Raw genomic sequence first — 24,697 nt, forward strand, 5'->3', positions numbered from 1 at the left:
GCACTATTGATCAAGGCGCGTGATGTCGGCCTTGTCGAGTTTGACCTCGAAACCATATTGCACGGTGGCGAGGTCAGTGCGCCGATAGGTTTCCAGGCGCGTAGGCTGCCCGTAGAAGTAATGCACGGCAAACTGTGCCGGCCCTTGTGCGCTCGCGCCATGGCTGACCGATAGAATCTCCTTCAAGTAATTGCCAGTGTCGTCCTTGGCGAAAAAGCGCCAGTCCTGGGGGGGGAATTCCTTCAAATCAACCACCAGAGCATTGGCTTTTAGCTCAAGGCCTTTGGGCAGTTGGCGGGCATCGACGGTTTTTTGCTCGACTGTGGCCAGGAACAGCGGTATCGAGCCCACCGCATAGGCCGGTGTTTCCGGAAACAGATTCAGATCGTAGGTAATGGTGCCGCGCAGGGGATCGATCTGGTACGCCTGGGGCGGCAACTCGATCGGCTCGTCGCGTTTGCCGCTCGCGTCTTCGGTAAAGAAGCTCACCGGACTTTCTCCGGGGTTGAACGATGTGCCGAGCAGTTCATCGTTGAAGCTGCGCAGATGAGTGAATTCGATTCGCGCCGCGCTGGGGTCGTCGACCGATTGATTGATGCTGACGTTCTTTTTCAGTTGATCCTCACTCAGCGTTGCCCCTTTCAGCCAGTCCACCGCCTGGTCGTCATAGACCACCACGGGCAGGATCAGGGGCTGGATGGACTTGTCCGTGGTGATGGCATCGAAGCGTCGGATCGGCAGGTCGAGGTCCTTGCGGGTGACCGTGACGGCGGAAAAGTCCAGCATGCTGACTTCGAGCGTTTCGATCATCCCGTTGAAGTACACCTTCGAATAATGTCGAGCCTGCTGTTTCTCAAAGTTGCGTTGTTCTTCGTCGAGTTGTTTTTCCAGGGCCTCGCTCCAGCTCTTTTGCTGCTGCATCTTGGCCAGCTGCTGCTGATAGAAGGCAATTTGTACCGCGGTTTCGTTGATTGAGCCGGCGCGCGAGATGAATTGCCCGGTGCTGTCCTTGGCCTGGACGATCAGCGGGTTCAGCGGCGTTTCACTGACTTCGGGGGCCAGCGACGCGCTGTTGTTGTATTCGATTTCCGCGTAGTTGTTCGTCAATGTGAGCAGGGTGACGCTCAGGTTGTCATTGGTGCGAGTCTGGCCTACGTCCTTTTTCGTCAGGTCGAAGCTGTAGAGGCGGCGTGGCGCGATGACTTCGACTTTGCCTTGCAGGCTCACCGGTTGCGGTTGCTGCTTTCTGTCGATGTCGAGGCCTTCGATGAAGGGATAGGCCACGGTCAGGTCATCGGGGTTGGTCAGGTTGGAACTCGAAGGACTCAGCTGGATGCCGGGGTCGGTTTCCGACCATTCCGGCTGGAACGCAATCACTCGTTTGTTGCTCAGGGTGACCGACTGCCATTCCAGGCCATGGGGAAACAAAAACGCGGCAGGAACGCTGAACGTGAAGGGAAACACCGGTTGCAGATCGGTCAGGTAGTCGGAGCTGGAGTCCTTCTGCAGCACGAACAACCCGTTGAGGTAGGTGTCGACCAGGGCCTGCGGGCTCGGGTAGTGCTTGAGCATGGCGAGGGCGTCTTCGCCGTATTCGGTTTCAACCGGTTTGCTGTCGAGCTTGAGTTGTGCGCGTTCGAGCAGCAGCAGTGAGCCGCCCAGCTCCGACACGGCATCCTTGAGTTTCGGATCCTGGATGGCGTCCAGCGACTTTTCGAACTGCGCGGTTTTTTCTTCGAGGCTGACCTGGCGTTTTTCATCGCTGGGTGAGCAGCCGCTTAGCAGCAGCGCCAGGCAAATTCCGGCACTCGTCAAAGGCAATCGCACATCCATTCCCAGTCTTCCTGTCCGATATCACTGAACGGTCAATGATTTGGACACTAGCAGAAAAACTTTGATACACAGGCGCAGGTTGCGGATTTTTCGACGGTTTCTGGCTGCTTCTAGGTATAGACGGGCGGCTGTTATACTCGCGGCCATTTTTAAGTCCGCATGTGAGATTCAATGGAACGCTTTATCGAAAATACAATGTACGCCTCGCGCTGGCTGCTGGCGCCGATCTATTTCGGCCTGTCCCTCGGGCTGCTGGCGCTGGCACTGAAATTCTTCCAGGAAGTCTTTCACGTTATCCCGAACGTGTTTTCGATGGCCGAATCGGACTTGATCCTGGTGCTATTGTCGCTGATCGACATGGCCCTGGTGGGCGGTTTGCTGGTGATGGTGATGATTTCCGGCTACGAGAACTTCGTCTCGCAGCTGGACATCGACGACAGCAAGGAGAAGCTCAACTGGCTGGGCACCATGGACTCTTCGTCGCTGAAGATGAAGGTGGCTGCGTCGATCGTGGCGATCTCGTCCATTCACCTGCTGCGCATCTTCATGGACGCCAAGAACGTCGATCCCGAGCATCTGCAGTGGTACGTGATCATCCACATGACTTTCGTGGTGTCGGCATTCGCCATGGGTTACCTGGATAAACTGACCAAGCACTGATTTCAACTTCCATTGTGGGAGCGTGGCTTGCCCGCGATGGCATCACCTCGGTCTAACGATGAACCGCAGTGATGCCATCGCGGGCAAGCCACGCTCCCACAGGGTTGCAAAACAGACGGGCGGCGTCGTTTGTGGCTTGTGCTTTGATGCGTCGAGGCCTATCCCTGTAACTATGTTGGCTCGCCGCTGTGTGAGGTGCGTTCATGACCCTGCAAGAGTTGAATGCGTATGCCATCGCCGGGAAGGTCGATGAGCTGAACCTGATCTCCATGGAGGGGGGCATCTACCTGTTGGAAGCAAGGATGCATGGCGCGGCGTACCCCCTGAGCGATACGCACGGCCATATGATGAGCCTGCGTTCGGTGGAGCATGCCCGTGATGTGCTGCGCTCCTTTCCCAAGTTGCATTTCAACCTTGTGCACACGGTCGTGCATGACGAAATGTGCGGGCTGGTTGCCGATATGGAGGAAAACCTGAAGGTGCCGATCGCCTGACGCCCCTCATCAATGGCATGACATCTGTGCTAGTCTGCTGGCCCTTTTGGTTCCGGGCGCTCCGGGACGCGCTGTGCACGCATGGCAAGTTCCCGAGCCGTCCGCACAGCGGAGCAGTGTCATGTCCGAAGTAAATCTGTCCACCGACGAAACCCGCGTCAGCTACGGTATTGGCCGTCAGCTGGGCGATCAACTGCGCGACAACCCGCCACCAGGTGTAAGCCTGGACGCGATCCTGGCAGGTCTGACCGACGCGTTCGCCAGCAAGCCAAGCCGTGTGGGTCAGGAAGAAATGTCCGCCAGCTTCAAAGTCATCCGCGAAATCATGCAGGCCGAAGCTGCAGCCAAGGCTGAAGCGGCCGCTGGCGAAGGCCTGGCTTTCCTGGCTGAAAACGCCAAGCGTGAAGGCATCACCACTCTGGCTTCCGGCCTGCAGTTCGAAGTTCTGACCGCTGGCGAAGGCGCCAAGCCATCCCGTGAAGACACCGTGCGTACTCACTACCACGGCACCCTGATCGACGGCACTGTGTTCGACAGCTCCTACGAGCGCGGCCAGCCTGCGGAATTCCCGGTTGGCGGCGTGATCGCCGGCTGGACCGAAGCCCTGCAACTGATGAACGCCGGCAGCAAATGGCGCCTGTACGTGCCGAGCGAACTGGCTTACGGCGCTCAAGGCGTTGGCGGCATCCCGCCGCACAGTGTACTGGTGTTCGACGTCGAACTGCTCGACGTTCTGTAAGACCTGGCCCGATATAACGTCGGGCTAATGTGGGAGCGACGGTGCGGCGATCCGACTTGCTCGCGATGGCGGTGTGTCAGTCAATGTATCTGTGATGGAACATCCGCTATCGCGAGCAAGCTCGCTCCCACAGTTTTTTACGGTGTTTCATATTTCGATCTTGTGGTGCAGTTCACTGTGCGGGCGCAACGCCCGGGCATAGCAGAACAGAAACAGATTGCGCACCAGTTCCTTGAGTACCACCGGCTCGCTGGAACTCAGGCCGCTGACGTCCAGGTCACCCTGATCCTGCAGTTCGTTCAAGGCTTCCTCTTCAAGCACGGCACAGACTTCCCCGGTTTCCCGATGCAGGATCCTGAGGTAAGGGTGTGGTCGGTCCAGCCAGGCATCGATCAAATAAGTCATGGTTCTCATCTCCACTGAGGGTTTTATGAGAATAATTCTTATTCATCAAATAGCAAGGGCCTATTGGCGGTTTGCACTTTTTTCCAGGTAAAGATTGCGTCAAGTCAAAACGACTGGCGTTTGGCTATTGCGAGGAGTTACTGGGCGAAGCGGGGGAGGGGGAGGCACCATCCCACGCCGGGCGCGGGATGGAGGACAGCAGGATCAGACTTTTCTGACGAACTCGGACTTGAGTTTCATCGGGCCAATGCCGTCGATCTTGCAATCGATGTCGTGATCGCCATCGCACAGGCGAATGTTCTTGACCTTGGTGCCTACCTTGACCACCAAAGACGTGCCCTTGACCTTGAGGTCCTTGATCACGGTGATGGTATCGCCGTCCTGCAGGACATTGCCGACCGAATCCTTTTTCACTGCGTCATCGGACGCCGCTTCGGCTTCACCACTGGCGGACCATTCGTGGGCGCACTCGGGGCAGATCAGCTGGGCGCCATCTTCATAGGTGTATTCGGAATTGCATTTTGGGCAGGGTGGCAGCGTGCTCACTAAGGCTCCTTGGATTCAGGATCGCTAAAAAGCGCACATTGTATAGGGTTTTAAGCGGGAGAGGGCGGAAGGTGCGATGTGTTACCTGTGGGAGCGAGCTTGCTCGCGATAGCGGTGTGTCAGTCAACACCAAAGTCGACTGTCAGATCGCAATCGCGAGCAGGCTCGCTCCCACAGGGTTTTCCAGTGTTTTCAGTGCGTACGCGCGACCGCGAACTCGCTCAGTTCAACCAGTGCATCGCGGTATTCGCTGGCAGGCAGCACTTCGAGGCACTTGATCGCACGGGCCACATAGTCGCGGGCCAGTTGCGCGGTGTACTCCAGCGAACCCGAGGCTTCCACGGCTTCGCGGATGCTTTCCAGATCTTCGATTCCGCCTTTCTGGATCGCCTTGCGCACCAGGGCGGCCTGTTCCGGCGTACCTTCGCGCATGGTGTAGATCAGCGGCAGGGTCGGCTTGCCTTCGGCCAGATCGTCACCGACGTTCTTGCCCAGGGTTTCGGCGTCGCCTTTGTAGTCAAGGAGGTCGTCGACCAGTTGGAAGGCCACGCCCAGGTGGTCACCGAACGTACGCAGGGCTTCGGCCTGTTCCGGCGTGGCTTCGCACAGGGCGGCGGCACTGTGGGTCGAGGCTTCGAAGAGCATCGCGGTCTTGCCGCGGATGACTTCCATGTAGGTTTCTTCGGTGGTGCTGGCGTCACGCACCTTCGATAGCTGCAACACTTCGCCTTCGGCGATGATGCGCGTGGCCTGCGAAAGGATCTTCATCACTGGCATGGAACCCAGTTCGACCATCATTTCGAAGGAGCGCGAATACAGGAAGTCACCGACCAGCACGCTTGGTGCGTTGCCCCACATGGCGTTGGCGGTCGAGCGGCCACGGCGCATGCCGGACATGTCGACCACGTCGTCATGCAGTAGGGTGGCGGTGTGCAGGAACTCGATGGTTGCAGCCAGCAGGCGCAGTTCGTCGCCTTCGCGACCCAGGGCCTTGCCACACAGCAGTACTAATAAAGGACGCAGGCGTTTGCCGCCGGCCGAGGTGATGTAATCACCGATTTTCGATACAAGCGGCACGCGCGAAGTCAACTGCTTCTTGATGATGTCGTCGACGGCGCTAAAATCGTCCGCCACCGCGCGGTAGAAAGCTTGGGGTTGCATCAGCGACAGTCCGCTCCAGAAGGGTTGCGCGGCATGCTAGGACCCACGTCCGGGCCTGTCAAGGCGCGATGGACGGCCCCTTGCAAGGCGCTCGTGCCTTGCGTACAATCGCGCACCCTGAACTTCCTGGGCAGCACCTGCCTTACGCAATTGCAAACGGGCCTCCAGCCCCATGCAGCCATGCCAGCCAATACCTCTTCTTATAAAGAGCTGGGTGAGCAGGATTATCGGAGAAATACCATGTCTTATGCAGTAATCGTTACTGGCGGCAAGCAGTACAAAGTCGCCCCAGGTGAATACCTGAAGATCGAAAAACTGGAAATCGCTACTGGCGAATCCGTTACCTTTGATCGCGTTCTGTTGGTTGCCAACGGTGACGACGTGAATATCGGCGCTCCAGTTGTTGCTGGCGCTACCGTTGTGGCTGAAGTGATCTCCCAAGGTCGTCACGATAAAGTCCGCATCATCAAGTTCCGTCGTCGTAAGCACCACATGAAGCGTATGGGCCACCGCCAGTGGTACACCGAGATCAAAATCACCGGTATTCAGGCTTAATTTCAGCCTAATTCCTCACTAGGAGAATTGAACTCATGGCACACAAAAAAGCTGGTGGTAGTACCCGTAACGGTCGCGACTCAGAAGCCAAACGCCTTGGCGTGAAGATGTATGGCGGCCAGGCTATCAAAGCAGGCAACATCATCGTGCGTCAGCGCGGCACCCAATTCCACGCTGGCTACGGCGTTGGCATGGGTAAAGATCACACCCTCTTCGCTAAAGTCGAAGGCGTGATCAAGTTCGAAGTAAAAGGCGCCTTCGGTCGTCGTTACGTGAGCGTAGTCGCGGCTTAATTGCGCGATCGCTGGAAAAGCCCTGTCTCGCGACGGGGCTTTTTCGTTTGTGGGGTGAGTCTCTTGCAAAGCTGTTTGTATGGGCTGTCGGCGTACGATGTAGGTGTCGTGGTTTGGGGTCGCTGCGCTCATTTTTGCAAGAGTCTTATGTCTTGATTGTTTTTCGGCTCGTCCGTATGGCGAGAGGCGTTTGTTATGAAGTTTGTTGATGAAGTATCGATTCGCGTAAAGGCTGGTGACGGTGGCAATGGCGCCATGAGTTTCCGTCGGGAAAAATTTATCGAGAACGGTGGCCCGAACGGCGGTGATGGCGGTGACGGCGGTTCCATCTACATGATGGCCGACGAAAACCTCAACACCCTGGTCGACTACCGTTACACCCGGCACTTCGATGCCGAGCGTGGCTCCAACGGCGGCAGCACCGACTGCACCGGCAAGAAGGGCGAAGACCTGATCCTGCGTGTACCGGTCGGAACCACGGTGATCGACTCTGCCACTCAGGAAGTCATCGGCGACCTGACCAAGGCCGGTCAGAAGTTGATGGTGGTGCAGGGCGGTTGGCACGGTCTGGGCAACACCCGTTTCAAATCCAGTACCAACCGTGCGCCGCGCCAGACCACTCCGGGCAAGCCGGGTGAGCAGCGCGACCTGAAACTGGAGATGAAAGTACTGGCTGACGTCGGTCTGCTGGGCTTGCCGAACGCCGGTAAAAGTACCTTTATCCGTTCGGTTTCGGCTGCCAAGCCGAAAGTTGCCGACTATCCGTTCACCACGCTGGTGCCGAACCTGGGTGTGGTCAGCGTCGATCGCTGGAAGAGCTTCGTCATTGCCGATATTCCGGGTTTGATCGAGGGCGCTTCCGAAGGTGCCGGTCTGGGCATTCGCTTCCTCAAGCACTTGGCGCGTACGCGTCTGCTGCTGCACCTCGTGGACATGGCGCCGCTGGATGACGCCAGCGCACCGGATGCCGCTGAAGTGATCGTCAACGAGTTGATCAAGTTCAGCCCGTCCCTGGCTGAGCGTGATCGCTGGCTGGTCCTGAACAAGTGCGACCAGATCCTTGATGAAGAGCACGATGCTCGCGTCAAGGAAATCGTTGATCGCCTGGAATGGACTGGTCCGGTCTACGTGATCTCGGCCATCTCCAAGCTCGGTACCGAGCGTCTGTGCCACGACATCATGCGTTACATGGAAGATCGTGCCGATCGCCTGGCCAATGACCCTGCTTACAAGGAAGAGCTGGCCGATCTCGATCAGCGCATCGAAGACGAGGCTCGCGCGCAACTGCAGGCGCTGGATGACAAGCGTGCCCTGCGTCGCAGTGGCGTGAAGTCGGTCCACGACATCGGTGACGATGATTGGGATGAGGAAGATGTGGATGACGAAGACGGTCCGGAAATCATTTACGTGCGTGACTGATTCGTTGCGATAAACTTAAGCGCCGCTCAATCGAGCGGCGTTTTGGTATCTGGAAATCGATTGTTGGTCACGAATAACCACGAATAACGTCACGGGCAGTGCCAGGTCGCGCTGCCCTCAAGCTAAGGTTGAAGATGATGCGGAGCAAGGTGACAGGTGCGCAGCGTTGGGTCGTGAAGATCGGCAGCGCTTTGCTGACGGCGGACGGCAAAGGCCTGGATCGCGCGGCAATGGGTGTCTGGGTTGAGCAGATGGTGGCCTTGCATGAGGCGGGTGTCGAGCTGGTGCTGGTGTCCTCCGGGGCGGTAGCGGCTGGCATGAGCCGTTTGGGCTGGACCTCGCGACCCAGTGCTATGCACGAGCTTCAGGCCGCTGCTGCAATCGGCCAGATGGGGCTGGTGCAGGCCTGGGAGTCGAGCTTTGCCGAGCATGGCCGGCATACCGCACAGATTCTCCTGACCCATGACGACCTGTCCGACCGCAAGCGCTACCTGAATGCCCGCAGTACCCTGCGCGCACTGGTCGAGCTCAAGGTCATTCCGGTGATCAACGAGAACGACACCGTGGTCACCGACGAAATCCGTTTCGGCGACAACGACACCCTGGCAGCGCTGGTGGCGAATCTGGTCGAGGCGGACTTGCTGGTGATCCTCACGGATCGCGATGGCATGTTCGACGCCGATCCGCGCAACAATCCGGATGCCCAGCTGATTTACGAGGCGCGTGCCGATGATCCGGCGCTCGATGCGGTGGCGGGCGGTACGGGCGGGGCGCTGGGGCGTGGTGGCATGCAGACCAAGCTGCGTGCTGCGCGTCTGGCGGCTCGCTCTGGGGCTCATACCATCATCGTTGGTGGGCGTCTTGAGCGTGTGCTGGATCGCCTCAAGGCGGGCGAGCGCATCGGCACCTTGCTGTCGCCGGAGCGCGGCATGCTGGCGGCACGCAAGCAGTGGCTGGCCGGTCATCTGCAAACCCGTGGCACCCTGGTGCTGGATGCGGGGGCGGTGACGGCGTTGTCCGAGGGTAACAAGAGCTTGCTGCCGGTTGGGGTGAAGCTGGTGCAGGGTAGCTTCCGTCGCGGTGAGATGGTGGTGTGCGTGGCGCCGGACGGTCGTGAGATTGCCCGGGGCCTGGCCAACTACAGTGCGCTGGAAGCACAAAAAATCATCGGTCAGTCGTCTGAGGCGATTGTCGGTTTGTTGGGTTACATGGCGGAGCCGGAACTGGTTCACCGCGATAACCTGATTCTGGTTTGAAGGAATACCTGGATGCGCATGGCAAAAGGATTGTTGGGGCTGCTATTGGCGCTGCCGATGCTGGCTTCGGCCGAGGAGATTGGTCAGGTCTCGACGGTGTTCAAGTTCGTCGGACCAAATGACCGGATCGTGGTCGAGGCTTTTGATGACCCCAAGGTCGAGGGTGTGACCTGCTATCTCTCGCGCGCCAAGACGGGTGGCGTGAAAGGTGGTCTTGGATTGGCTGAGGATCGTGCCGAGGCGTCTATCGCTTGCCGGCAGGTCGGGCCTATCAGCTTCAAGGGCGAGCTCAAGGATGGCGACGAGGTGTTCAAGGAGCGCACATCGCTGGTGTTCAAGACCATGCAGGTGGTGCGCTTCCTCGACAAGAAGCGCAATACGCTGGTGTATCTGGTGTACAGCGATCGCTTGATCGAGGGCAGCCCGCAGAATGCGGTGACGGCGATTCCGATTTTGCCGTGGGCGCACGCTCAGTAATTTCACGCAAATCAAACTGTGGGAGCGGGCTTGCTCGCGATAGCGGATATCCAGCCGGCACAAGTGCTGAATGTTAATCCGTCATCGCGAGCAAGCTCGCTCCCACAGTTTTTTTATGTGCCCATCAAATCGCAGGCAATAAAAAACCGACCCTGAGGTCGGTTTTTTAATGAACGAGTCGCTTAGGCAGCAGCGGCAACGTTCAGGGCCTTGACGTGGCCATTCAGGCGGCTCTTATGACGAGCGGCCTTGTTCTTGTGGATGATGCCTTTATCGGCCATACGGTCGATAACTGGCACAGCCAGAACGTAAGCGGCTTGAGCTTTGGCAGCGTCTTTTGCGTCGATGGCCTTAACTACATTCTTGATGTAGGTACGAACCATGGAACGCAGGCTGGCGTTGTGGCTGCGACGCTTCTCAGCCTGTTTTGCACGTTTTTTGGCGGAAGGTGAGTTGGCCACCGTCGAGCTCCTCGAAAGACTTTTTAGGAAATAGCAAACAAAATAGGCCGCGAATCATGCCGATGAGTTGAAGTCTTGTCAAGGGCGCTTGAAACGTTCCGCTAAGTGGTAGGCGTGGTGCGACGGGATATTTCTTTCCGGCGTGTGACCTGTAAACTCGCGAGCTTTGGCTCTGTGCTGTTGCGGCGCGGAGTATCGCACAAGTAGGCGCGTAGTTCGCCTGCTGTTTATCGACAGGCACAAACTCTTTCCATGAATCTGCTCAAATCGTTGGCCGCCGTCAGCTCTATCACAATGCTTTCCCGGATTCTGGGGTTTGTTCGTGACACCCTCATTGCGCGCGCATTTGGCGCGGGAATGGCGACCGACGCCTTCTTTATCGCCTTCAAATTGCCCAATCTGCTGCGGCGGATCTTTGCCGAGGGGGCGTTTTCCCAGGCGTTCGTGCCGATTCTTGCCGAATATAAAAGCCAGAAGGGTGAAGAGGCGACCCGAACCTTCATTGCCTACGTTTCGGGCCTGCTGACGCTGGTGCTGGCGCTGGTCACGGTGTTGGGCATGATCGCCGCGCCGTGGGTCATCTGGGTGACAGCACCGGGTTTTACCAATACCCCGGAAAAGTTCGAACTGACATCAAGCCTTTTGCGGGTGACCTTTCCCTACATCCTGCTGATTTCCCTGTCGTCGTTGGCCGGCGCGATCCTCAACACCTGGAACCGCTTTTCGGTGCCAGCCTTTGTGCCGACCTTGCTCAACGTCAGCATGATCATCTTTTCGGTGTTTTTGACGCCGTACTTCGACCCGCCGGTGATGGCGCTCGGCTGGGCGGTTCTGGCGGGCGGCCTGGCGCAATTGCTCTATCAGCTGCCGCACCTGAAAAAGATCGGCATGCTGGTGCTGCCGCGCCTGAACCTGCGCGATACCGGTGTCTGGCGCGTCATGAAGCAAATGTTGCCGGCCATTCTCGGGGTGTCGGTGAGTCAGATTTCGCTGATCATCAACACCATTTTTGCCTCGTTCCTGGTCGCCGGTTCAGTATCCTGGATGTATTACGCCGATCGTTTGATGGAGCTGCCATCCGGCGTGCTGGGCGTGGCGCTGGGGACGATTCTGCTGCCGACCCTGGCCAAGACCTATGCCAACAAGGATCGTCACGAGTATTCGCGCATCCTCGACTGGGGCCTGCGCCTGTGCTTCGTCTTGGTGCTGCCTTGCTCCCTGGCATTGGGGATTCTGGCGGAGCCGCTGACGGTTTCACTGTTCCAGTACGGGCAGTTCAATGCGTTTGATGCATCGATGACCCAGCGTGCCCTGATCGCTTATTCGGTCGGTTTGCTCGGAATTATTGTGATCAAAGTGCTGGCCCCTGGCTTTTATGCGCAACAAAACATCCGTACACCGGTAAAAATTGCGATTTTCACCCTGGTGGTCACCCAGCTGTTCAACTTGATGCTGATCGGGCCGCTGGCTCACGCGGGCCTGGCCTTGGCGATCAGTGGCGGCGCCTGCCTCAATGCCGGGTTGTTGTTCTATCAGCTGCGCAGGCAGCAGATGTACCAGCCGCAACCGGGCTGGGCAAAGTTCGGTTTCAAGTTGCTGGTCGCGGTGGCCGTGATGTCCGCGGTACTGTTGGGTGCGATGCATTTCATGCCAGCCTGGGACCAGGGGCACATGCTCGAGCGCTTCTTGCGACTGGGGGCGTTGGTAGCAGCGGGTGTGGTGGCTTATTTCGGCATGTTAGTGTTGATGGGTTTCCGTTTGCGCGACTTCAATCGCAAGGCAATGGAATAGAGGTTCTGGCCTCGATAAGCACGGGCRAGCCGGCGGTTTTGTCGGCTCGATCACTTTGGGTTGCGGTGTTGCCTGTCGTCGGCCGCCGGGTGTGGTTATAATCGACCACTTTATGAGCAAGAAGCGCGTTATGCAGCTGGTTCGAGGCCTCCACAATCTGCGCCCTCAGCATCGGGGCTGTGTCGCCACTATTGGCAACTTTGACGGTGTACACCGTGGCCACCAGGCTATCCTGGCGCGGCTGCGTGAGCGCGCGCTCGAGTTGGGCGTGCCCAGCTGCGTGGTGATTTTCGAGCCGCAACCGCGAGAGTTCTTCGCTCCGGAGACCGCACCGGCCCGTCTGGCCCGCTTGCGGGACAAGCTGCAGCTGCTGGCGGCAGAAGGCGTCGATCGTGTGCTGTGCCTGGCGTTCAACCAGCGCCTGAGCAAGCTCAGCGCCAGCGAGTTCGTCGATACCATTCTGGTGGATGGCCTTGGCGTCCAGCACCTGGAGGTCGGGGATGATTTCCGTTTCGGCTGTGACCGCGCGGGAGATTTCGATTTCCTGCAACAAGCCGGCATCGTTCAGGGCTTTACCGTCGAGGCGGCGCAAACCGTTGAACTGGACGGTATTCGCGTCAGCAGCACTCAGGTCCGCAATGCGCTGGCCGCAGCTGATTTTGCCTTGGCCGAGCGACTGCTAGGCCGGCCGTTCCAGATTACCGGGCGGGTGCTGCACGGCCAGAAGCTGGCTCGCCAGTTGGGTACGCCCACGGCCAACATACAACTCAAGCGCCGTCGCGTTCCGCTTTCCGGGGTTTACCTGGTCAACGTCGACATCGACGGCAAGACCTGGCCAGGCGTCGCCAACATCGGCGTGCGGCCAACGGTACAAGGTGATGGCAAGGCCCACCTTGAAATACATCTTTTGGATTTTGCCGGCGATCTGTATGACCGGCGTTTAACGGTGGTTTTCCACCACAAGCTGCGTGAAGAGCAGCGTTTCGCCTCTCTGGAGGCGCTGAAAACGGCGATCAATGCGGATGTCGCCACCGCCCGTGCACTAGCCGCACCTAGCGCCCATCGCTAATGAAGAGCCTTAAATGACCGACTATAAAGCCACGCTAAACCTTCCGGACACCGCCTTCCCAATGAAGGCCGGCCTGCCACAGCGCGAACCGCAAATCCTGCAGCGCTGGGACAGTATTGGCCTGTACGGAAAGTTGCGCGAGATTGGCAAGGATCGTCCGAAGTTCGTCCTGCACGACGGCCCTCCGTACGCCAACGGCTCGATTCACATCGGTCATGCGCTGAACAAGATTCTCAAGGACATGATCATCCGCTCGAAGACCCTGTCGGGTTTCGACGCGCCTTATGTTCCGGGCTGGGACTGCCACGGCCTGCCGATCGAGCACAAAGTCGAAGTGACCCACGGCAAGAACCTGGGCGCGGACAAGACCCGCGAACTGTGCCGGGCCTACGCCACCGAGCAGATCGAAGGCCAGAAGTCCGAGTTCATCCGTCTGGGCGTGCTGGGCGACTTCGCCAACCCGTACAAAACCATGGATTTCAAGAACGAGGCCGGTGAAATCCGTGCCCTCGCCGAAATCGTCAAGGGCGGTTTCGTGTTCAAGGGCTTGAAGCCTGTGAACTGGTGCTTCGATTGCGGTTCGGCCCTGGCTGAAGCGGAAGTCGAGTACGAAAACAAAAAATCCTCGACCATCGACGTGGCCTTCCCGATTGCCGACGAAGCCAGGCTGGCTGCTGCATTCGGTCTGCCAACCCTGGGCAAACCGGCTTCGATCGTGATCTGGACCACCACCCCGTGGACCATCCCGGCCAACCAGGCGCTGAACGTTCACCCGGAATTCAACTACGCCCTGGTCGACGTCGGCGACAAGCTGCTGGTGTTGGCTGAAGAGCTGGTCGAGTCGTGCCTGGCGCGCTACTCGCTGGAAGGTTCGGTCATCGCGACCACCACCGGTAAAGCGCTGGAACTGATCAACTTCCGTCACCCGTTCTACGACCGTCTGTCGCCGGTTTACCTGGCCGACTACGTTGAACTGGGCGCCGGCACCGGCGTGGTTCACTCTTCGCCAGCCTACGGCGTGGACGACTTCGTGACCTGCAAGAAGTACGGCATGGTCAACGACGACATCCTCAACCCGGTACAAAGCAACGGCGTTTACGTGCCGTCGCTGGAATTCTTCGGCGGCCAGTTCATCTGGAAGGCCAACCCGGCCATCGTCGACAAGCTGACCGAAGTCGGTGCGCTGCTGCACACCACCATCATCGAACACAGCTACATGCACTGCTGGCGCCACAAGACCCCGCTGATCTACCGCGCCACCGCGCAGTGGTTCATCGGCATGGACAAGCAGCCGACCACCGGCGACACCCTGCGCCAGCGTTCGCTCAAGGCCATCGAAGAGACCCGGTTCGTTCCAGCCTGGGGCCAGGCGCGCCTGCACTCAATGATCGCCAACCGTCCGGACTGGTGCATTTCCCGTCAGCGTAACTGGGGCGTGCCGATCCCGTTCTTCCTGAACAAGGAAAGCGGCGAGCTGCACCCACGTACCGTGGAGCTGATGGAGGAAGTCGCCAAGCGCGTCGAAGTCGAAGGCATCGAGGCCTGGTTCAAGCTGGACGCCGCCGAGCTGCTGGGCGATGAAGCGCCGCAGTACGACAAGATCAGCGACACCCTGGACGTCTGGTTCGACTCGGGCACCACGCACTGGCACGTTCTGCGCGGTTCGCACCCGATGGGCCACGAAACCGGTCCACGCGCCGACCTGTACCTGGAAGGCTCGGACCAGCACCGYGGCTGGTTCCACTCGTCGCTGCTGACCGGTTGCGCCATCGACAACCACGCACCGTATCGCGAGCTGCTGACTCACGGCTTCACTGTCGACGAGTCCGGCCGCAAGATGTCCAAGTCCCTGGGCAACGTGATTGCGCCACAGAAAGTCAACGACACCCTGGGTGCCGACATCATGCGTCTGTGGGTCGCTTCGACCGACTATTCGGGCGAAATGGCGGTTTCCGAGCAGATCCTGCAACGCAGTGCGGACGCCTACCGGCGTATCCGTAACACCGCGCGCTTCCTGCTTTCGAACCTGACCGGCTTCAACCCGGCCACCGACCTGCTGCCGGCCGAAGACATGCTGGCACTGGACCGGTGGGCCGTGGACCGTACCCTGCTGCTGCAACGCGAGTTGCAAGAGCACTACGGCGAGTACCGCTTCTGGAACGTGTACTCGAAGATCCACAACTTCTGCGTGCAGGAGCTGGGCGGCTTCTATCTCGACATCATCAAGGACCGCCAGTACACCACTGGTGCCGACAGCAAGGCCCGCCGTTCGTGCCAGACCGCGCTGTTCCACATCTGTGAAGCGCTGGTGCGCTGGATCGCGCCGATCCTGGCGTTCACCGCCGACGAACTGTGGCAGTACCTGCCGGGCGAGCGTAACGAGTCCGTCATGCTCAACACCTGGTACGAAGGCCTGAGCGAACTGCCGGAAGGCTTCGAGCTGGGTCGCGCCTACTGGGAGCGCATCATGGAAGTGAAGGTTGCGGTCAACAAAGAGATGGAAATCCAGCGCGCAGCCAAGGCTGTCGGTGGCAACCTTCAAGCCGAAGTGACGCTGTTCGCCGAAGACGCGCTGACCGCCGACCTGGCCAAGCTCAGCAACGAACTGCGCTTCGTGCTGATCACTTCGACCGCCAGTGTCGCGCCATTGGCGCAGGCACCGGCCGATGCCGTGGTCACCGAAGTCAGCGGCCTGAAGCTGAAGATCGTCAAGTCGGCCCACGCCAAATGCGCCCGTTGCTGGCACTGCCGTGAAGACGTCGGCGTGAACCCGGAGCATCCGGAAATCTGCGGTCGTTGCGTGGATAACATCAGCGGCGCTGGCGAGGTTCGTCACTATGCCTAATGCTGTTGGCCGTTTCGGACGGCTGAGCTGGCTCTGGTTGAGTTTGCTGGTTCTGGTCATCGACCAGGCCAGCAAGTTCTACTTCGAAGGCAAGCTCCAGATGTACCAGCAGATCGTGATCATCCCCGATTACTTCAGCTGGACCCTGGCCTACAACACTGGCGCGGCCTTCAGCTTTCTGGCTGACAGCTCCGGCTGGCAGCGCTGGTTGTTCGCATTGATCGCTGTCGTGGTCAGTGCGGTGCTGGTGGTTTGGCTCAAGCGTCTGGGGCGTAACGAGACCTGGCTGGCGGTTGCGCTGGCACTGGTGCTCGGCGGGGCGCTGGGCAATCTGTATGACCGCATTGCCTTGGGCCATGTGATCGATTTCATTCTGGTGCATTGGCAGAACCGCTGGTATTTCCCGGCGTTCAACTTTGCCGACAGTGCAATCACTGTAGGCGCTGTCATGCTGGCACTGGATATGTTCAAAAGTAAAAAGACCGGAGAAGCCGTTCATGACTGAACAGGTATTGGTTGAGCAACGCATCGGCCAGAACACGGAAGTCACCTTGCATTTCGCATTGCGCCTGGAGAACGGCGACACGGTGGACAGCACCTTCGACAAATCCCCGGCGACTTTCAAGGTCGGTGACGGCAACCTGTTGCCAGGTTTCGAAGCGGCCCTGTTCGGTTTCAAGGCCGGTGACAAGCGTACGCTGAGCATCGAGCCGGAAAACGCCTTCGGCCAGCCTAACCCGCAAAACGTGCAGGTTATCCCGCGCTCGCAGTTCCAGGACATGGAGCTGTCGCAAGGTTTGCTGGTGATCTTCAACGATGCGGCCAATACTGAATTGCCGGGTGTGGTTAAAGAGTTCGACGATGCGCAAGTGACCGTCGACTTCAACCACCCGCTGGCAGGCAAGACACTGACCTTTGACGTGGAAATCATTTCCGTCAAAGCGCTGTAAGGCATCATGGGGCAGCTACTGTTGCCACCTGACCCTGTGGGAGCGAGCTTGCTCGCGATGAGTGCCTGACATTCAATATTGATATTGACTGACACACCGCCATCGCGAGCAAGCTTCGGGCCGCCGATCTACGTGCGCCATGAAGTGGTTCACAATAAATTTGTCGTCGAAGACCTGCGCTCCCGTGGTGCGATTTTCGTCGAAGAGCTGGACCAGGTGCCGGACGACGTCATCGTGATCTTCAGCGCCCACGGCGTTTCCCAGGCTGTGCGCAGCGAAGCGTCTGGTCGTGGGCTCAAAGTGTTCGATGCCACCTGCCCACTGGTGACCAAAGTCCACATCGAAGTGGCGCGCTACAGTCGTGACGGCCGTGAGTGCATTCTCATCGGCCACGCCGGTCACCCGGAAGTCGAGGGCACCATGGGCCAGTACGATGCCAGCAATGGCGGCGCGATCTACCTGGTTGAAGACGAGAAAGATGTCGCGGCCTTGCAGGTGAACAACCCCGAAACGCTCGCCTTCGTGACCCAGACCACATTGTCGATGGACGATACCAGCCGCGTTATCGATGCTCTGCGTTCGCGCTTCCCGGCCATCGGTGGGCCGCGCAAGGACGACATTTGCTACGCCACGCAAAACCGTCAGGACGCGGTCAAGCAACTGGCCGACGAGTGCGATGTGGTGCTGGTGGTCGGCAGCCCGAACAGCTCCAACTCCAATCGCTTGCGCGAACTGGCAGAACGCATGTCCACTCCGGCCTACCTGATCGACGGTGCCGAAGACCTGCAAAAGAGCTGGTTCGAAGGCGTCGAACGTATCGGCATCACTGCTGGCGCATCTGCCCCGGAAGTCCTGGTGCGCGGCGTGATTCAGCAGTTGCAGGCCTGGGGTGCCACGGGTGCCGATGAGCTGGCTGGTCGCGAGGAGAACATCACGTTCTCGATGCCAAAAGAACTGCGCGTTCGCTCGTTGCTCTGAATTTTTTCCTTTCTTCGCATAACGCCTGCTCAGCCTTGTCGGCGCGCAGGCTGACGCGACCGGTCCGTGCCAACACCACTTGATGTTGGCTCACCGGTTCGCGAACTGCGCAAATGTGTAATGTCCCTCCAAACAGTGGCTCGCCCTGACCTCTGAATCGTATAAAGCTTCCGACCGGTCCGTTCCCCACTATCGACACTCGTGCGCCGCTCTGGCGTTCGGCCAGCAGCGGATTGTTGCTGTCCATGTCCCCCTTGCCGCTGATATCCAGAATGATTCGCCAGCCCTGGCTCCAGTCTCCATTGATGCCGTGAATCACCACGGCCTGGTTGCGGACGATGGCTTCGGTCCGGGCGGTGCGAATGCCACTGAAAAGAGCCTGTGCCGCTTGCTCTCTTTGGTTCGACTCGATCAGCGTTGCGAACGCCGGAGTAACCAGATGCAGAACAATTCCTGTAATTGCCAGTCCCATGAGCAGTTCGATCAGGCTGAAGCCTTGTTGCCGCATGACATTTCCCTCCGTGGCGTGCTGTGGCTCGCGCAATCCGTGCGCGAGAAATGGCAACGCACAGCATCGTTCGAACGTTGTGCTGCGCAACAGCAGGTATAGCCGAAGGAAACAGAAGGACCCGATGGAGCATCGTACAAAAGGTTTCACGCTGATCGAGTTGCTGGTCGCGCTCGCGATTCTTCTGATCCTGCTGACTATGGCCGTCCCGGCGTTTACTCGCTCGACGCAAACAACCAGGGCTGATACCGAAATCGCTGACCTGCGACGTGCCCTGAATTTTGCCCGGCTCGAAGCCATCGATCGGGGCAATGCAACACGGGTGCGCCCGACGGCCGGCGGGGATGTCTGGAGTGGGGAACTGACGATTTACGACGGTACTGGCACTTTGGCCAATGTATTACGGGTTGTTCCGGCGATGAGCAGCGGCACAACTCTGGCGCTAACCTCAGGCGTCACTGCCATCGATTTCAACAGTATGGGCGGATTGTCATCACCGTCCTCGGAGGTGGTGATCAGCTATGGGCGGGGAGCACAAGGCAGGACGCTGACCGTGTGTTTGAACGGACGAATTCTATTGGGTGGAAGTTGCGGATGAGGGCATGGAGGCAAGGCACGCAGCAGGGCATGACGCTGGTCGAAGTCCTGGTGGCGTTAGTCATTTTGGGAGTGGGGTTGCTGGGCGCAGCGGCGTTTCAGCTCAATGCGCTGAAGTACACGGACAGCGCGCGCATGACCAGTCAGGCCAGTTTTATCGCTTACGACATGATGGACCGCATTCGCGCCAATGCCGCTGCGGACTACACCATTGCGCCTCCGGCTTCGGGCAATCCGGACGTTACCCGGGATCAGGACCTGTTTGACTTCAACGCCAACATTGTCAGCTCGCTCGGCGCCACCGCAACGGGCAGTGTCACCGTCAATCAGCAGGTGTACACCATCACGATTACCTGGGACGACTCACGGGCTGCGAATGCTGCCGATTCGCGGCGCAGCTTCGTCCTGAGCAGTCGCGCGGCCATTGATCCGGTGGTGATCCCGTGAGTCGCTGCAGCAGAGGTTTTAGCCTGGTCGAGTTGCTGATCGCCCTGGCATTGAGCCTGATCGTGGTGCTGGGCGTGGTGCAGGTTTTCATCGCGGCCAAGAACACTTATCTCAGCCAGAACGCGGCCGCGAACATGCAGGAGGACGCACGTTTCGTGCTGAGCAAAATGATTCAGGAAGTTCGCATGGTCGGGATGTTCGGTTGCCTGGAAACGATCACCGATTCAAGTGAGAAAGGTGATTTCCATGCCAGTCAGCTAACGCCGATTCGTTGGGACAACGGCGGCCGCCAGTTGGCGCTGGTTACGGCGGATGTCGGCGGCAATGGCGGCAAGCCGGACTGGACCGTGCTTTCCGATTGTCGAACCCATTCGACGGCCTACAGTGAAGGCCGGACGCCAGTGGCAGGGCAACTGGCATTTCCGATCCGACGGCTGATTTACAGCTTCAGCAACGACCAACTGTTGATGAAAGGCGGGGCCGCAGCACCTCAGGTATTGGTGGATAACGTCAGCGCTTTTGACGTGAGCTTTGGCCTGGCCAGCACGGCCACTGATCTGGCTGCTTCGCGCTACGGCAGCAATCCGCCGGACCCCGCGCTGATTCGTAGCGTTCGCCTGAGTCTGACCCTCTTCGATCCGAACCACCGGGTGAGCGATCAAACCTTCAACGTGGTTGCCGCTCTGCGCAACCGCTTACCATGAGGGAGTGCCATTGAATCGTTCTCTCATGACGTATTACACCCAGCGCGGCATGGCATTGCTCGTCAGTCTGGTGTTCTTGCTCCTGCTGACATTGATTGGCCTTTCATCGATGCAGAGTGCGACCCTGCAGGAAAAAATGGCCGGTAGCGTCGCCCTGCGCAACCAGTCGTTTCAGAGCGCCGAGGCAGCATTGCGGGTGGGCGAGAGTGGAGTACAGCGGGAAAATTATGCGCTACCTGTTTGTAGCGGCCTCGTTCAATGTGCACCACCGTCCGAGTCCTCGACTATTACCGCTGCCGGTTTCAACGCTTCTTCCGGAGTGACCTGGATTGCATCGGGCAACGGTTTTTATGGCGTGCAAAACATCGGTGTCAGCCGGGGTGCGGTGAATGTGCCAATCAATACCCCGGCGACCTTGTATCGGGTAACGGCAGTTGGCATCGCGGGTCATTCGCGCAGTGTGGTGGAGAGTATCTATGCGAAGTACTGAGCGACCTGTCAGGTTATGGTCACACCTGTTCGGTGTCCTGGTCGCGCTTGACCTGTCGATGTCGGCGCACGCAGCCACGCCAGCGGATTCGCCAGCGCTGAACCGGCCAACCTGTCTGGCGAATGGTAACTGGTACGGTTTTTACCACAGTAATCAGGGGTTGAAAGCCGTCTGCCTGAAGCTGCCCGATGCGATCAGCGTTAAGATGCTCGACAGCAACGACGATGGAGTGGTCGACAACAGCGATGCGCTCTCTGATGGAGTGATCTTTATCGGAGAGCATTCGACCCAGGACGCCAGCGGCAATGGCGGGGTCGTGAACGATTCCACTGGTGACGATATTCCGGGGATGGAAAAATCCGGCGGCAGCCGTCGCATCATGTGGCGACAAATACAGTGAGTGAGAGTTGATGCATGCGTAGTTCCAACCGCGGTTTTACCCTGATCGAAATCATGATCGTGATTGCGATCATCGGTATCGTCATGACCATTGCTGCACCGAGTCTCACCGAATACCTGAACAAGGGCCGTCGCGCAGAAGTAGCCGGTCTGCTCTCGGAGCAGGCGCAACTACTGGAGCGCTTCTACTCGCAGAAAAATGTCTACACCGATGCGACGGGCCTCAGTGCCGGCAATGATTACTACAGCATCACACCGACCCTGACCGACCAGACCTTTCTGCTGACGGCGGTACGCAAGGCTGACTCGAGCATGGCCACTGACAAGTGCGGTGATCTGACCATCACCAACACCGGTGTGCTCGGTATGGTCAACGCGAAATCCGGCCTGACCAGCAAAGACTGCTGGGGGCGCTGAGTTTCTTTTCGGGTGCCTTTTGCACCCTCTGTCTATTTAACGATTGGATCAGAACATGACCAGGCAACAGCAAGTGGTGATTGTCGGCGGTGGGGTGATTGGATTGCTGACGGCTTTCAATCTCGCCTCCGAAGTGCAAAGCGTTGTGCTGCTGGATCGCTCGAGCGTCGGCCAGGAATCGTCCTGGGCCGGTGGCGGCATCGTTTCGCCGCTTTACCCGTGGCGCTACAGCCCGGCGGTCACCGCGTTGGCTCACTGGTCCCAGGACTTTTATCCACAGCTGGGCGAGCGCTTGTTTGCCGCCACCGGCGTTGATCCTGAAGTGCACACCACCGGTCTGTACTGGCTGGATCTGGATGACGAGGCTGAAGCCCTGGCATGGGCCGCCCGGGAAAGTCGCCCGCTTAGCGCGGTGGATATTTCGGCAGCACACGACGCCGTGCCGGTGCTGGGCAGTGGTTTTTCCCGGGCGATCTATATGGCCGACGTCGCCAACGTGCGTAATCCGCGTCTGGTGAAGTCACTCAAGGCCGCGTTGCTGGCGCTGCCGAACGTGACGATCCATGAGCAGTGCGAAGTCAGCGGGTTTGTTCGTGACGGCAACAAAGTGGTCGGCGTGCAGACCTCCACAGGTACTGTCTCGGGCGATCAAGTTGTCCTGACGGCGGGGGCATGGAGCGGTGATCTGCTCAAGCTTCTTGATCTGACGCTGCCGGTCGAGCCTGTGAAAGGGCAGATGATTCTCTACAAGTGTGCGGCGGATTTCCTGCCGAGCATGGTCCTGGCCAAGGGCCGTTATGCGATTCCCCGGCGCGACGGGCACATACTKATCGGCAGTACGCTGGAGCATGAGGGCTATGACAAGACGCCGACCGGGTCGGCACTGGAAAGCCTGAAGGCGTCCGCGGTGGAGTTGATCCCGGCGCTGGCTGAAGCCGAAGTGGTGGGGCATTGGGCCGGATTGCGCCCGGGCTCACCCGAGGGCATTCCTTACATCGGCCCGGTGCCGGGGTTTGACGGGCTCTGGCTCAACTGCGGGCATTACCGTAACGGGCTGGTGCTGGCGCCGGCGTCATGCCAGCTGTTTGCCGATGTGATGCTGGGCCGGGCGCCGATTATCGATCCGGCGCCTTATGCGCCTGCCGGGCGGCTCTGACTGCCGGGCAGTTGTTATTTGTCAGATCGCCATCGCGAGCCTGCTCGCGATGGGGCGTCAATCCAGTCCCAGCTTTTTCAGCCTGTAGCGCATCGACCTGAATGAAAGATTCAACCGTTGAGCCGCCGCCGTGCGGTTCCAGCGGGTTTCCTCCAGGGCCTGGAGCAGCAGTTGGCGTTCGACGTTTTCAAGGTAGGCTTCCAGATTGTCGATCCGGGTCAGGTCCGGCACGCCACCCTCAGCCCCAAGGTTGCCTTCAGCCAGGCGCAGGTCACCGGCTTCGATCTGTTTGTTCTCACACAAGGTGTGCGCCCGTTCGAGCATGTTTTCCAGTTCCCGCACATTGCCCGGGAAGCGATAGCTTTTCAACGCTTCGAGGGCTTGGGGGTGGAGTCTCGCCACCGGTTGACCGGTATCGGCGGCCAGGCGCTTGAGTATGTGACTGGCTAGCATTTCGATATCATCGCGACGCTCGCGCAAGGGCGGCACCCGGAGTTCGATCACGTTCAAGCGGTAGTAAAGATCATGACGAAATCGGCCGGCGGCGACTTCGGCGCCAAGGTCCTTGTGCGTGGCGCAGAGAATGCGCACATCTACCGCCTCTTCCTGCTGCCCGCCGACGCTGCGTACGGCTTTCTCCTGAATCGCACGCAGCAGTTTGACTTGCATGGCCAGCGGCAGGTCGGCCACTTCGTCGAGGAGCAGGGTGCCGCCGTGAGCAGTCTGGAACAGGCCGGGTTTGTCATCGATGGCGCCGCTGAAACTGCCTTTGCGATGACCGAAAAACTCGCTCTCCAGCAGCTCCGAAGGAATTGCCGCGCAGTTGATCGCAATGAACGGCTGATTGGCGCGCGGGCTTTGATCGTGGATCAGGCGCGCGACCAGCTCCTTGCCGCTGCCGGACTCTCCGCCGATGTATACCGTCGCATGGCTGCTGGCCAGTTTGGTGATGTGTTTGCGCAGGTTGCGCATGGGCAATGAGTCGCCCAGCAAGCGACGATCGATACCGACCCCGCGGGCAGGAACCAGCAGGGCGCTGGTAACCAGTTCACGCAGGCGCGTAAGGTCCACCGGCTTGGTCAGGAAGTCGAATGCCCCGGCCTTGAGCACATTGATCGCGGTTTCGAGGCTGGCATAGGCGGTGATCATCGCCACCTGGACCTGAGGGTGACGTTGCTGGATGTGCTGCACCAACTCCAGGCCGGTACCGTCCGGCAACTGCATGTCGGTCAGGCATAGATCGAAGGTTTCGCGATTTAGCAGGGATTGCGCTTCACCGATGTTGCGGGCGTTGAACGTCTCCAGTTTCATCCTTCCCAGGGTGATTTCCAGGAGTTCGCGAATGTCCGGTTCGTCATCGACGATCAAGACTTTTTGTCGTGGTCTCGTGTTCAACGTGGGTTCCGTCCGTGAGCATAGGTAATGCAAAAGCAGCCGCTTTCCTGGCGTGCCTTGAAGTCTAGGCGGGACAGAATGCTTTCGCCCGGCTGGCCGGACAGATGAGGCCCCAGGCCCTTGATATGGGGGGCGGGGGCTTCATTATCGAGTATTTCCAGTGATTTCAGGTCAAGCCTTAGCGGCGACAGTTGCTCGCGGCACAGCAAGTGCAGGACGTTTTCGAATACCCGGTTCATTCGCAGAGAGTGATCTTGAATAATCTGCGTCAGACGTCGATCGATGCCTTTCAGTTCCTTGGGGCGCGCGATAGTTCTCAATCGGTCGCCATTTCGGGTGAGGTGTCAGCGGCCTCTGGAATCTTTGTCTTGCTCGAGATGAGCCTGGCTGCAATACCATTGCTGGTCCAGTCTCAGTGCGCGGTCGCGCGGCAGGTGAACGCCACAATGGGCGCAACGGACCATAGGTGCCGCTTCCCGTTCGGCAGGGGGCTTGGGGGTGGAAGCCTGCCCCTTGAGTTTGCGCCAGAACCATACTGCAGCGGCAATCAGGGCAATCCAGAACAATAAACGAAGCATGGTGAGCTGCTTTTCGAATGATGATCCGGCAGTTTAGCCAAGGACCTGTCAGGCGCACAGTGTAATAAATCGCT

At 58.9% G+C, this 24,697-nt stretch carries 28 protein-coding genes and 2 pseudogenes; 21 read left to right on the forward strand and 9 right to left on the reverse strand.

Annotated elements, in window-relative coordinates; translation table 11 throughout:
* Window positions 1–3: 3 nt before the first annotated feature.
* Window positions 4–1,833, reverse strand: a complete 1,830-nt coding sequence (locus tag AB4Z35_RS24675; protein WP_442099945.1) for a hypothetical protein — start codon at window positions 1,831–1,833, stop codon at window positions 4–6.
* A gap of 171 nt (window positions 1,834–2,004) precedes the next feature.
* On the opposite strand from AB4Z35_RS24675, the gene AB4Z35_RS24680 reads away from it, so the two are divergent.
* The 3 genes from AB4Z35_RS24680 (at window position 2,005) to AB4Z35_RS24690 (ending at window position 3,726) form a co-directional block, all read left to right on the forward strand.
* Window positions 2,005–2,493: a TIGR00645 family protein gene (locus AB4Z35_RS24680; RefSeq protein WP_128605940.1), complete on the forward strand. Its 489-nt coding sequence runs from the start codon at window positions 2,005–2,007 to the stop codon at window positions 2,491–2,493.
* Between the two features lie 203 nt (window positions 2,494–2,696).
* Window positions 2,697–2,987, forward strand: coding sequence for a DUF6482 family protein (locus AB4Z35_RS24685; RefSeq protein WP_442099946.1), 291 nt, complete (start codon window positions 2,697–2,699; stop codon window positions 2,985–2,987).
* A 121-nt stretch (window positions 2,988–3,108) separates the two neighbouring features.
* Entirely contained in the window at window positions 3,109–3,726 is a 618-nt protein-coding gene (locus AB4Z35_RS24690) for an FKBP-type peptidyl-prolyl cis-trans isomerase (protein ID WP_108231230.1), read from the forward strand.
* A gap of 147 nt (window positions 3,727–3,873) precedes the next feature.
* Here AB4Z35_RS24690 and AB4Z35_RS24695 read toward each other — a convergent pair whose 3' ends face one another.
* The 3 genes from AB4Z35_RS24695 to AB4Z35_RS24705 form a co-directional block, all read right to left on the reverse strand.
* Complete coding sequence (locus tag AB4Z35_RS24695) at window positions 3,874–4,131, reverse strand: PA4570 family protein (RefSeq protein WP_217836406.1); 258 nt, start codon at window positions 4,129–4,131, stop codon at window positions 3,874–3,876.
* A gap of 204 nt (window positions 4,132–4,335) precedes the next feature.
* Window positions 4,336–4,677 (reverse strand): zinc ribbon domain-containing protein YjdM, encoded by a 342-nt coding sequence (locus AB4Z35_RS24700; protein WP_008028840.1) that lies wholly within the window; start codon window positions 4,675–4,677, stop codon window positions 4,336–4,338.
* 192 nt (window positions 4,678–4,869) lie between these two features.
* A complete protein-coding gene (locus AB4Z35_RS24705) occupies window positions 4,870–5,838 on the reverse strand; it encodes a polyprenyl synthetase family protein (protein WP_442099947.1) in 969 nt (322 codons plus the stop codon).
* A 240-nt stretch (window positions 5,839–6,078) separates the two neighbouring features.
* On the opposite strand from AB4Z35_RS24705, the gene rplU reads away from it, so the two are divergent.
* From rplU to AB4Z35_RS24730, 5 genes are all read left to right on the forward strand, one after another.
* Window positions 6,079–6,393 carry a 50S ribosomal protein L21 gene (gene rplU / locus AB4Z35_RS24710; protein ID WP_003176051.1) on the forward strand — a complete coding sequence of 105 codons (315 nt, stop codon included), beginning with the start codon at window positions 6,079–6,081 and terminating at the stop codon, window positions 6,391–6,393.
* Window positions 6,394–6,428: 35 nt separating this feature from the next.
* Window positions 6,429–6,686 carry a 50S ribosomal protein L27 gene (gene rpmA / locus AB4Z35_RS24715; RefSeq protein ID WP_003281574.1) on the forward strand — a complete coding sequence of 86 codons (258 nt, stop codon included), beginning with the start codon at window positions 6,429–6,431 and terminating at the stop codon, window positions 6,684–6,686.
* Window positions 6,687–6,881: 195 nt separating this feature from the next.
* A complete protein-coding gene (cgtA, locus tag AB4Z35_RS24720) occupies window positions 6,882–8,105 on the forward strand; it encodes an Obg family GTPase CgtA (RefSeq protein WP_008052064.1) in 1,224 nt (407 codons plus the stop codon).
* 137 nt (window positions 8,106–8,242) lie between these two features.
* Entirely contained in the window at window positions 8,243–9,361 is a 1,119-nt protein-coding gene (gene proB, locus AB4Z35_RS24725; RefSeq protein ID WP_033052220.1) for a glutamate 5-kinase, read from the forward strand.
* Between the two features lie 12 nt (window positions 9,362–9,373).
* Window positions 9,374–9,838 (forward strand): CreA family protein, encoded by a 465-nt coding sequence (locus AB4Z35_RS24730; protein ID WP_442099948.1) that lies wholly within the window; start codon window positions 9,374–9,376, stop codon window positions 9,836–9,838.
* 182 nt (window positions 9,839–10,020) lie between these two features.
* Here the strand turns inward: AB4Z35_RS24730 and rpsT are convergent, their stop codons facing one another.
* Entirely contained in the window at window positions 10,021–10,299 is a 279-nt protein-coding gene (gene rpsT / locus AB4Z35_RS24735; RefSeq protein WP_007970922.1) for a 30S ribosomal protein S20, read from the reverse strand.
* A 252-nt stretch (window positions 10,300–10,551) separates the two neighbouring features.
* Here rpsT and murJ point away from each other — a divergent pair, with 252 nt between their 5' ends.
* From murJ to ispH, 6 genes and pseudogenes are all read left to right on the forward strand, one after another.
* Entirely contained in the window at window positions 10,552–12,090 is a 1,539-nt protein-coding gene (murJ, locus tag AB4Z35_RS24740; RefSeq protein ID WP_442099949.1) for a murein biosynthesis integral membrane protein MurJ, read from the forward strand.
* Window positions 12,091–12,220: 130 nt separating this feature from the next.
* Window positions 12,221–13,159, forward strand: coding sequence for a bifunctional riboflavin kinase/FAD synthetase (ribF, locus tag AB4Z35_RS24745; protein ID WP_007996427.1), 939 nt, complete (start codon window positions 12,221–12,223; stop codon window positions 13,157–13,159).
* 13 nt (window positions 13,160–13,172) lie between these two features.
* The gene (gene ileS, locus AB4Z35_RS24750; RefSeq protein WP_442099950.1) at window positions 13,173–16,004 is read left to right on the forward strand and encodes an isoleucine--tRNA ligase; all 2,832 of its coding nucleotides are present in this window, start codon (window positions 13,173–13,175) and stop codon (window positions 16,002–16,004) included.
* Window positions 15,997–16,509: a signal peptidase II gene (gene lspA, locus AB4Z35_RS24755; protein ID WP_007996424.1), complete on the forward strand. Its 513-nt coding sequence runs from the start codon at window positions 15,997–15,999 to the stop codon at window positions 16,507–16,509. The genes ileS and lspA overlap by 8 nt, the downstream gene beginning before the upstream one ends.
* Window positions 16,502–16,954 carry an FKBP-type peptidyl-prolyl cis-trans isomerase gene (gene fkpB / locus AB4Z35_RS24760; RefSeq protein WP_116264059.1) on the forward strand — a complete coding sequence of 151 codons (453 nt, stop codon included), beginning with the start codon at window positions 16,502–16,504 and terminating at the stop codon, window positions 16,952–16,954. Before lspA ends, fkpB begins: the two co-directional genes overlap by 8 nt.
* A 114-nt stretch (window positions 16,955–17,068) precedes the next feature.
* Window positions 17,069–17,932 (forward strand): annotated as a pseudogene (gene ispH / locus AB4Z35_RS24765) (4-hydroxy-3-methylbut-2-enyl diphosphate reductase); the annotation flags it as partial.
* On the opposite strand, the gene AB4Z35_RS24770 reads toward ispH, so the two are convergent.
* Window positions 17,886–18,440, reverse strand: a complete 555-nt coding sequence (locus tag AB4Z35_RS24770) for a GspH/FimT family pseudopilin (RefSeq protein WP_442099951.1) — start codon at window positions 18,438–18,440, stop codon at window positions 17,886–17,888. The pseudogene ispH and the gene AB4Z35_RS24770 overlap by 47 nt on opposite strands.
* A gap of 124 nt (window positions 18,441–18,564) precedes the next feature.
* On the opposite strand from AB4Z35_RS24770, the gene AB4Z35_RS24775 reads away from it, so the two are divergent.
* From AB4Z35_RS24775 to thiO, 7 genes are read left to right on the forward strand one after another with little or no spacing between them, the layout of a single operon-like run.
* On the forward strand, window positions 18,565–19,038 hold the full coding sequence (locus tag AB4Z35_RS24775) for a GspH/FimT family pseudopilin (protein WP_442099952.1): 474 nt from the start codon (window positions 18,565–18,567) through the stop codon (window positions 19,036–19,038).
* Window positions 19,035–19,484, forward strand: coding sequence for a type IV pilus modification protein PilV (gene pilV / locus AB4Z35_RS24780; protein ID WP_108231243.1), 450 nt, complete (start codon window positions 19,035–19,037; stop codon window positions 19,482–19,484). Before AB4Z35_RS24775 ends, pilV begins: the two co-directional genes overlap by 4 nt.
* On the forward strand, window positions 19,481–20,188 hold the full coding sequence (locus AB4Z35_RS24785; RefSeq protein WP_442099953.1) for a PilW family protein: 708 nt from the start codon (window positions 19,481–19,483) through the stop codon (window positions 20,186–20,188). The genes pilV and AB4Z35_RS24785 overlap by 4 nt, the downstream gene beginning before the upstream one ends.
* 25 nt (window positions 20,189–20,213) lie before the next feature.
* The gene (locus tag AB4Z35_RS24790; RefSeq protein ID WP_442099962.1) at window positions 20,214–20,678 is read left to right on the forward strand and encodes a pilus assembly PilX family protein; all 465 of its coding nucleotides are present in this window, start codon (window positions 20,214–20,216) and stop codon (window positions 20,676–20,678) included.
* 58 nt (window positions 20,679–20,736) lie between these two features.
* On the forward strand, window positions 20,737–21,078 hold the full coding sequence (locus AB4Z35_RS24795; protein WP_442099955.1) for a hypothetical protein: 342 nt from the start codon (window positions 20,737–20,739) through the stop codon (window positions 21,076–21,078).
* 14 nt (window positions 21,079–21,092) lie between these two features.
* Window positions 21,093–21,494 carry a type IV pilin protein gene (locus tag AB4Z35_RS24800; protein WP_116264051.1) on the forward strand — a complete coding sequence of 134 codons (402 nt, stop codon included), beginning with the start codon at window positions 21,093–21,095 and terminating at the stop codon, window positions 21,492–21,494.
* A gap of 55 nt (window positions 21,495–21,549) precedes the next feature.
* Complete coding sequence (gene thiO, locus AB4Z35_RS24805) at window positions 21,550–22,650, forward strand: glycine oxidase ThiO (protein ID WP_442099957.1); 1,101 nt, start codon at window positions 21,550–21,552, stop codon at window positions 22,648–22,650.
* A gap of 57 nt (window positions 22,651–22,707) precedes the next feature.
* On the opposite strand, the gene AB4Z35_RS24810 is transcribed toward thiO, so the two are convergent.
* The 3 genes and pseudogenes from AB4Z35_RS24810 to AB4Z35_RS24820 form a co-directional block, all read right to left on the reverse strand.
* Complete coding sequence (locus AB4Z35_RS24810; protein ID WP_442099958.1) at window positions 22,708–24,045, reverse strand: sigma-54-dependent transcriptional regulator; 1,338 nt, start codon at window positions 24,043–24,045, stop codon at window positions 22,708–22,710.
* Window positions 24,042–24,344 (reverse strand): annotated as a pseudogene (locus AB4Z35_RS24815) (hypothetical protein); the annotation flags it as partial. The pseudogene AB4Z35_RS24815 and the gene AB4Z35_RS24810, both read right to left, overlap by 4 nt.
* Window positions 24,345–24,389: 45 nt before the next feature.
* A complete protein-coding gene (locus AB4Z35_RS24820) occupies window positions 24,390–24,623 on the reverse strand; it encodes a PP0621 family protein (RefSeq protein WP_442099959.1) in 234 nt (77 codons plus the stop codon).
* Window positions 24,624–24,697 lie beyond the last annotated feature (74 nt).

It is taken from the genome of Pseudomonas sp. KB_15 (genome assembly GCF_052114525.1).
Classification (GTDB): Bacteria; Pseudomonadota; Gammaproteobacteria; order Pseudomonadales; family Pseudomonadaceae; genus Aquipseudomonas.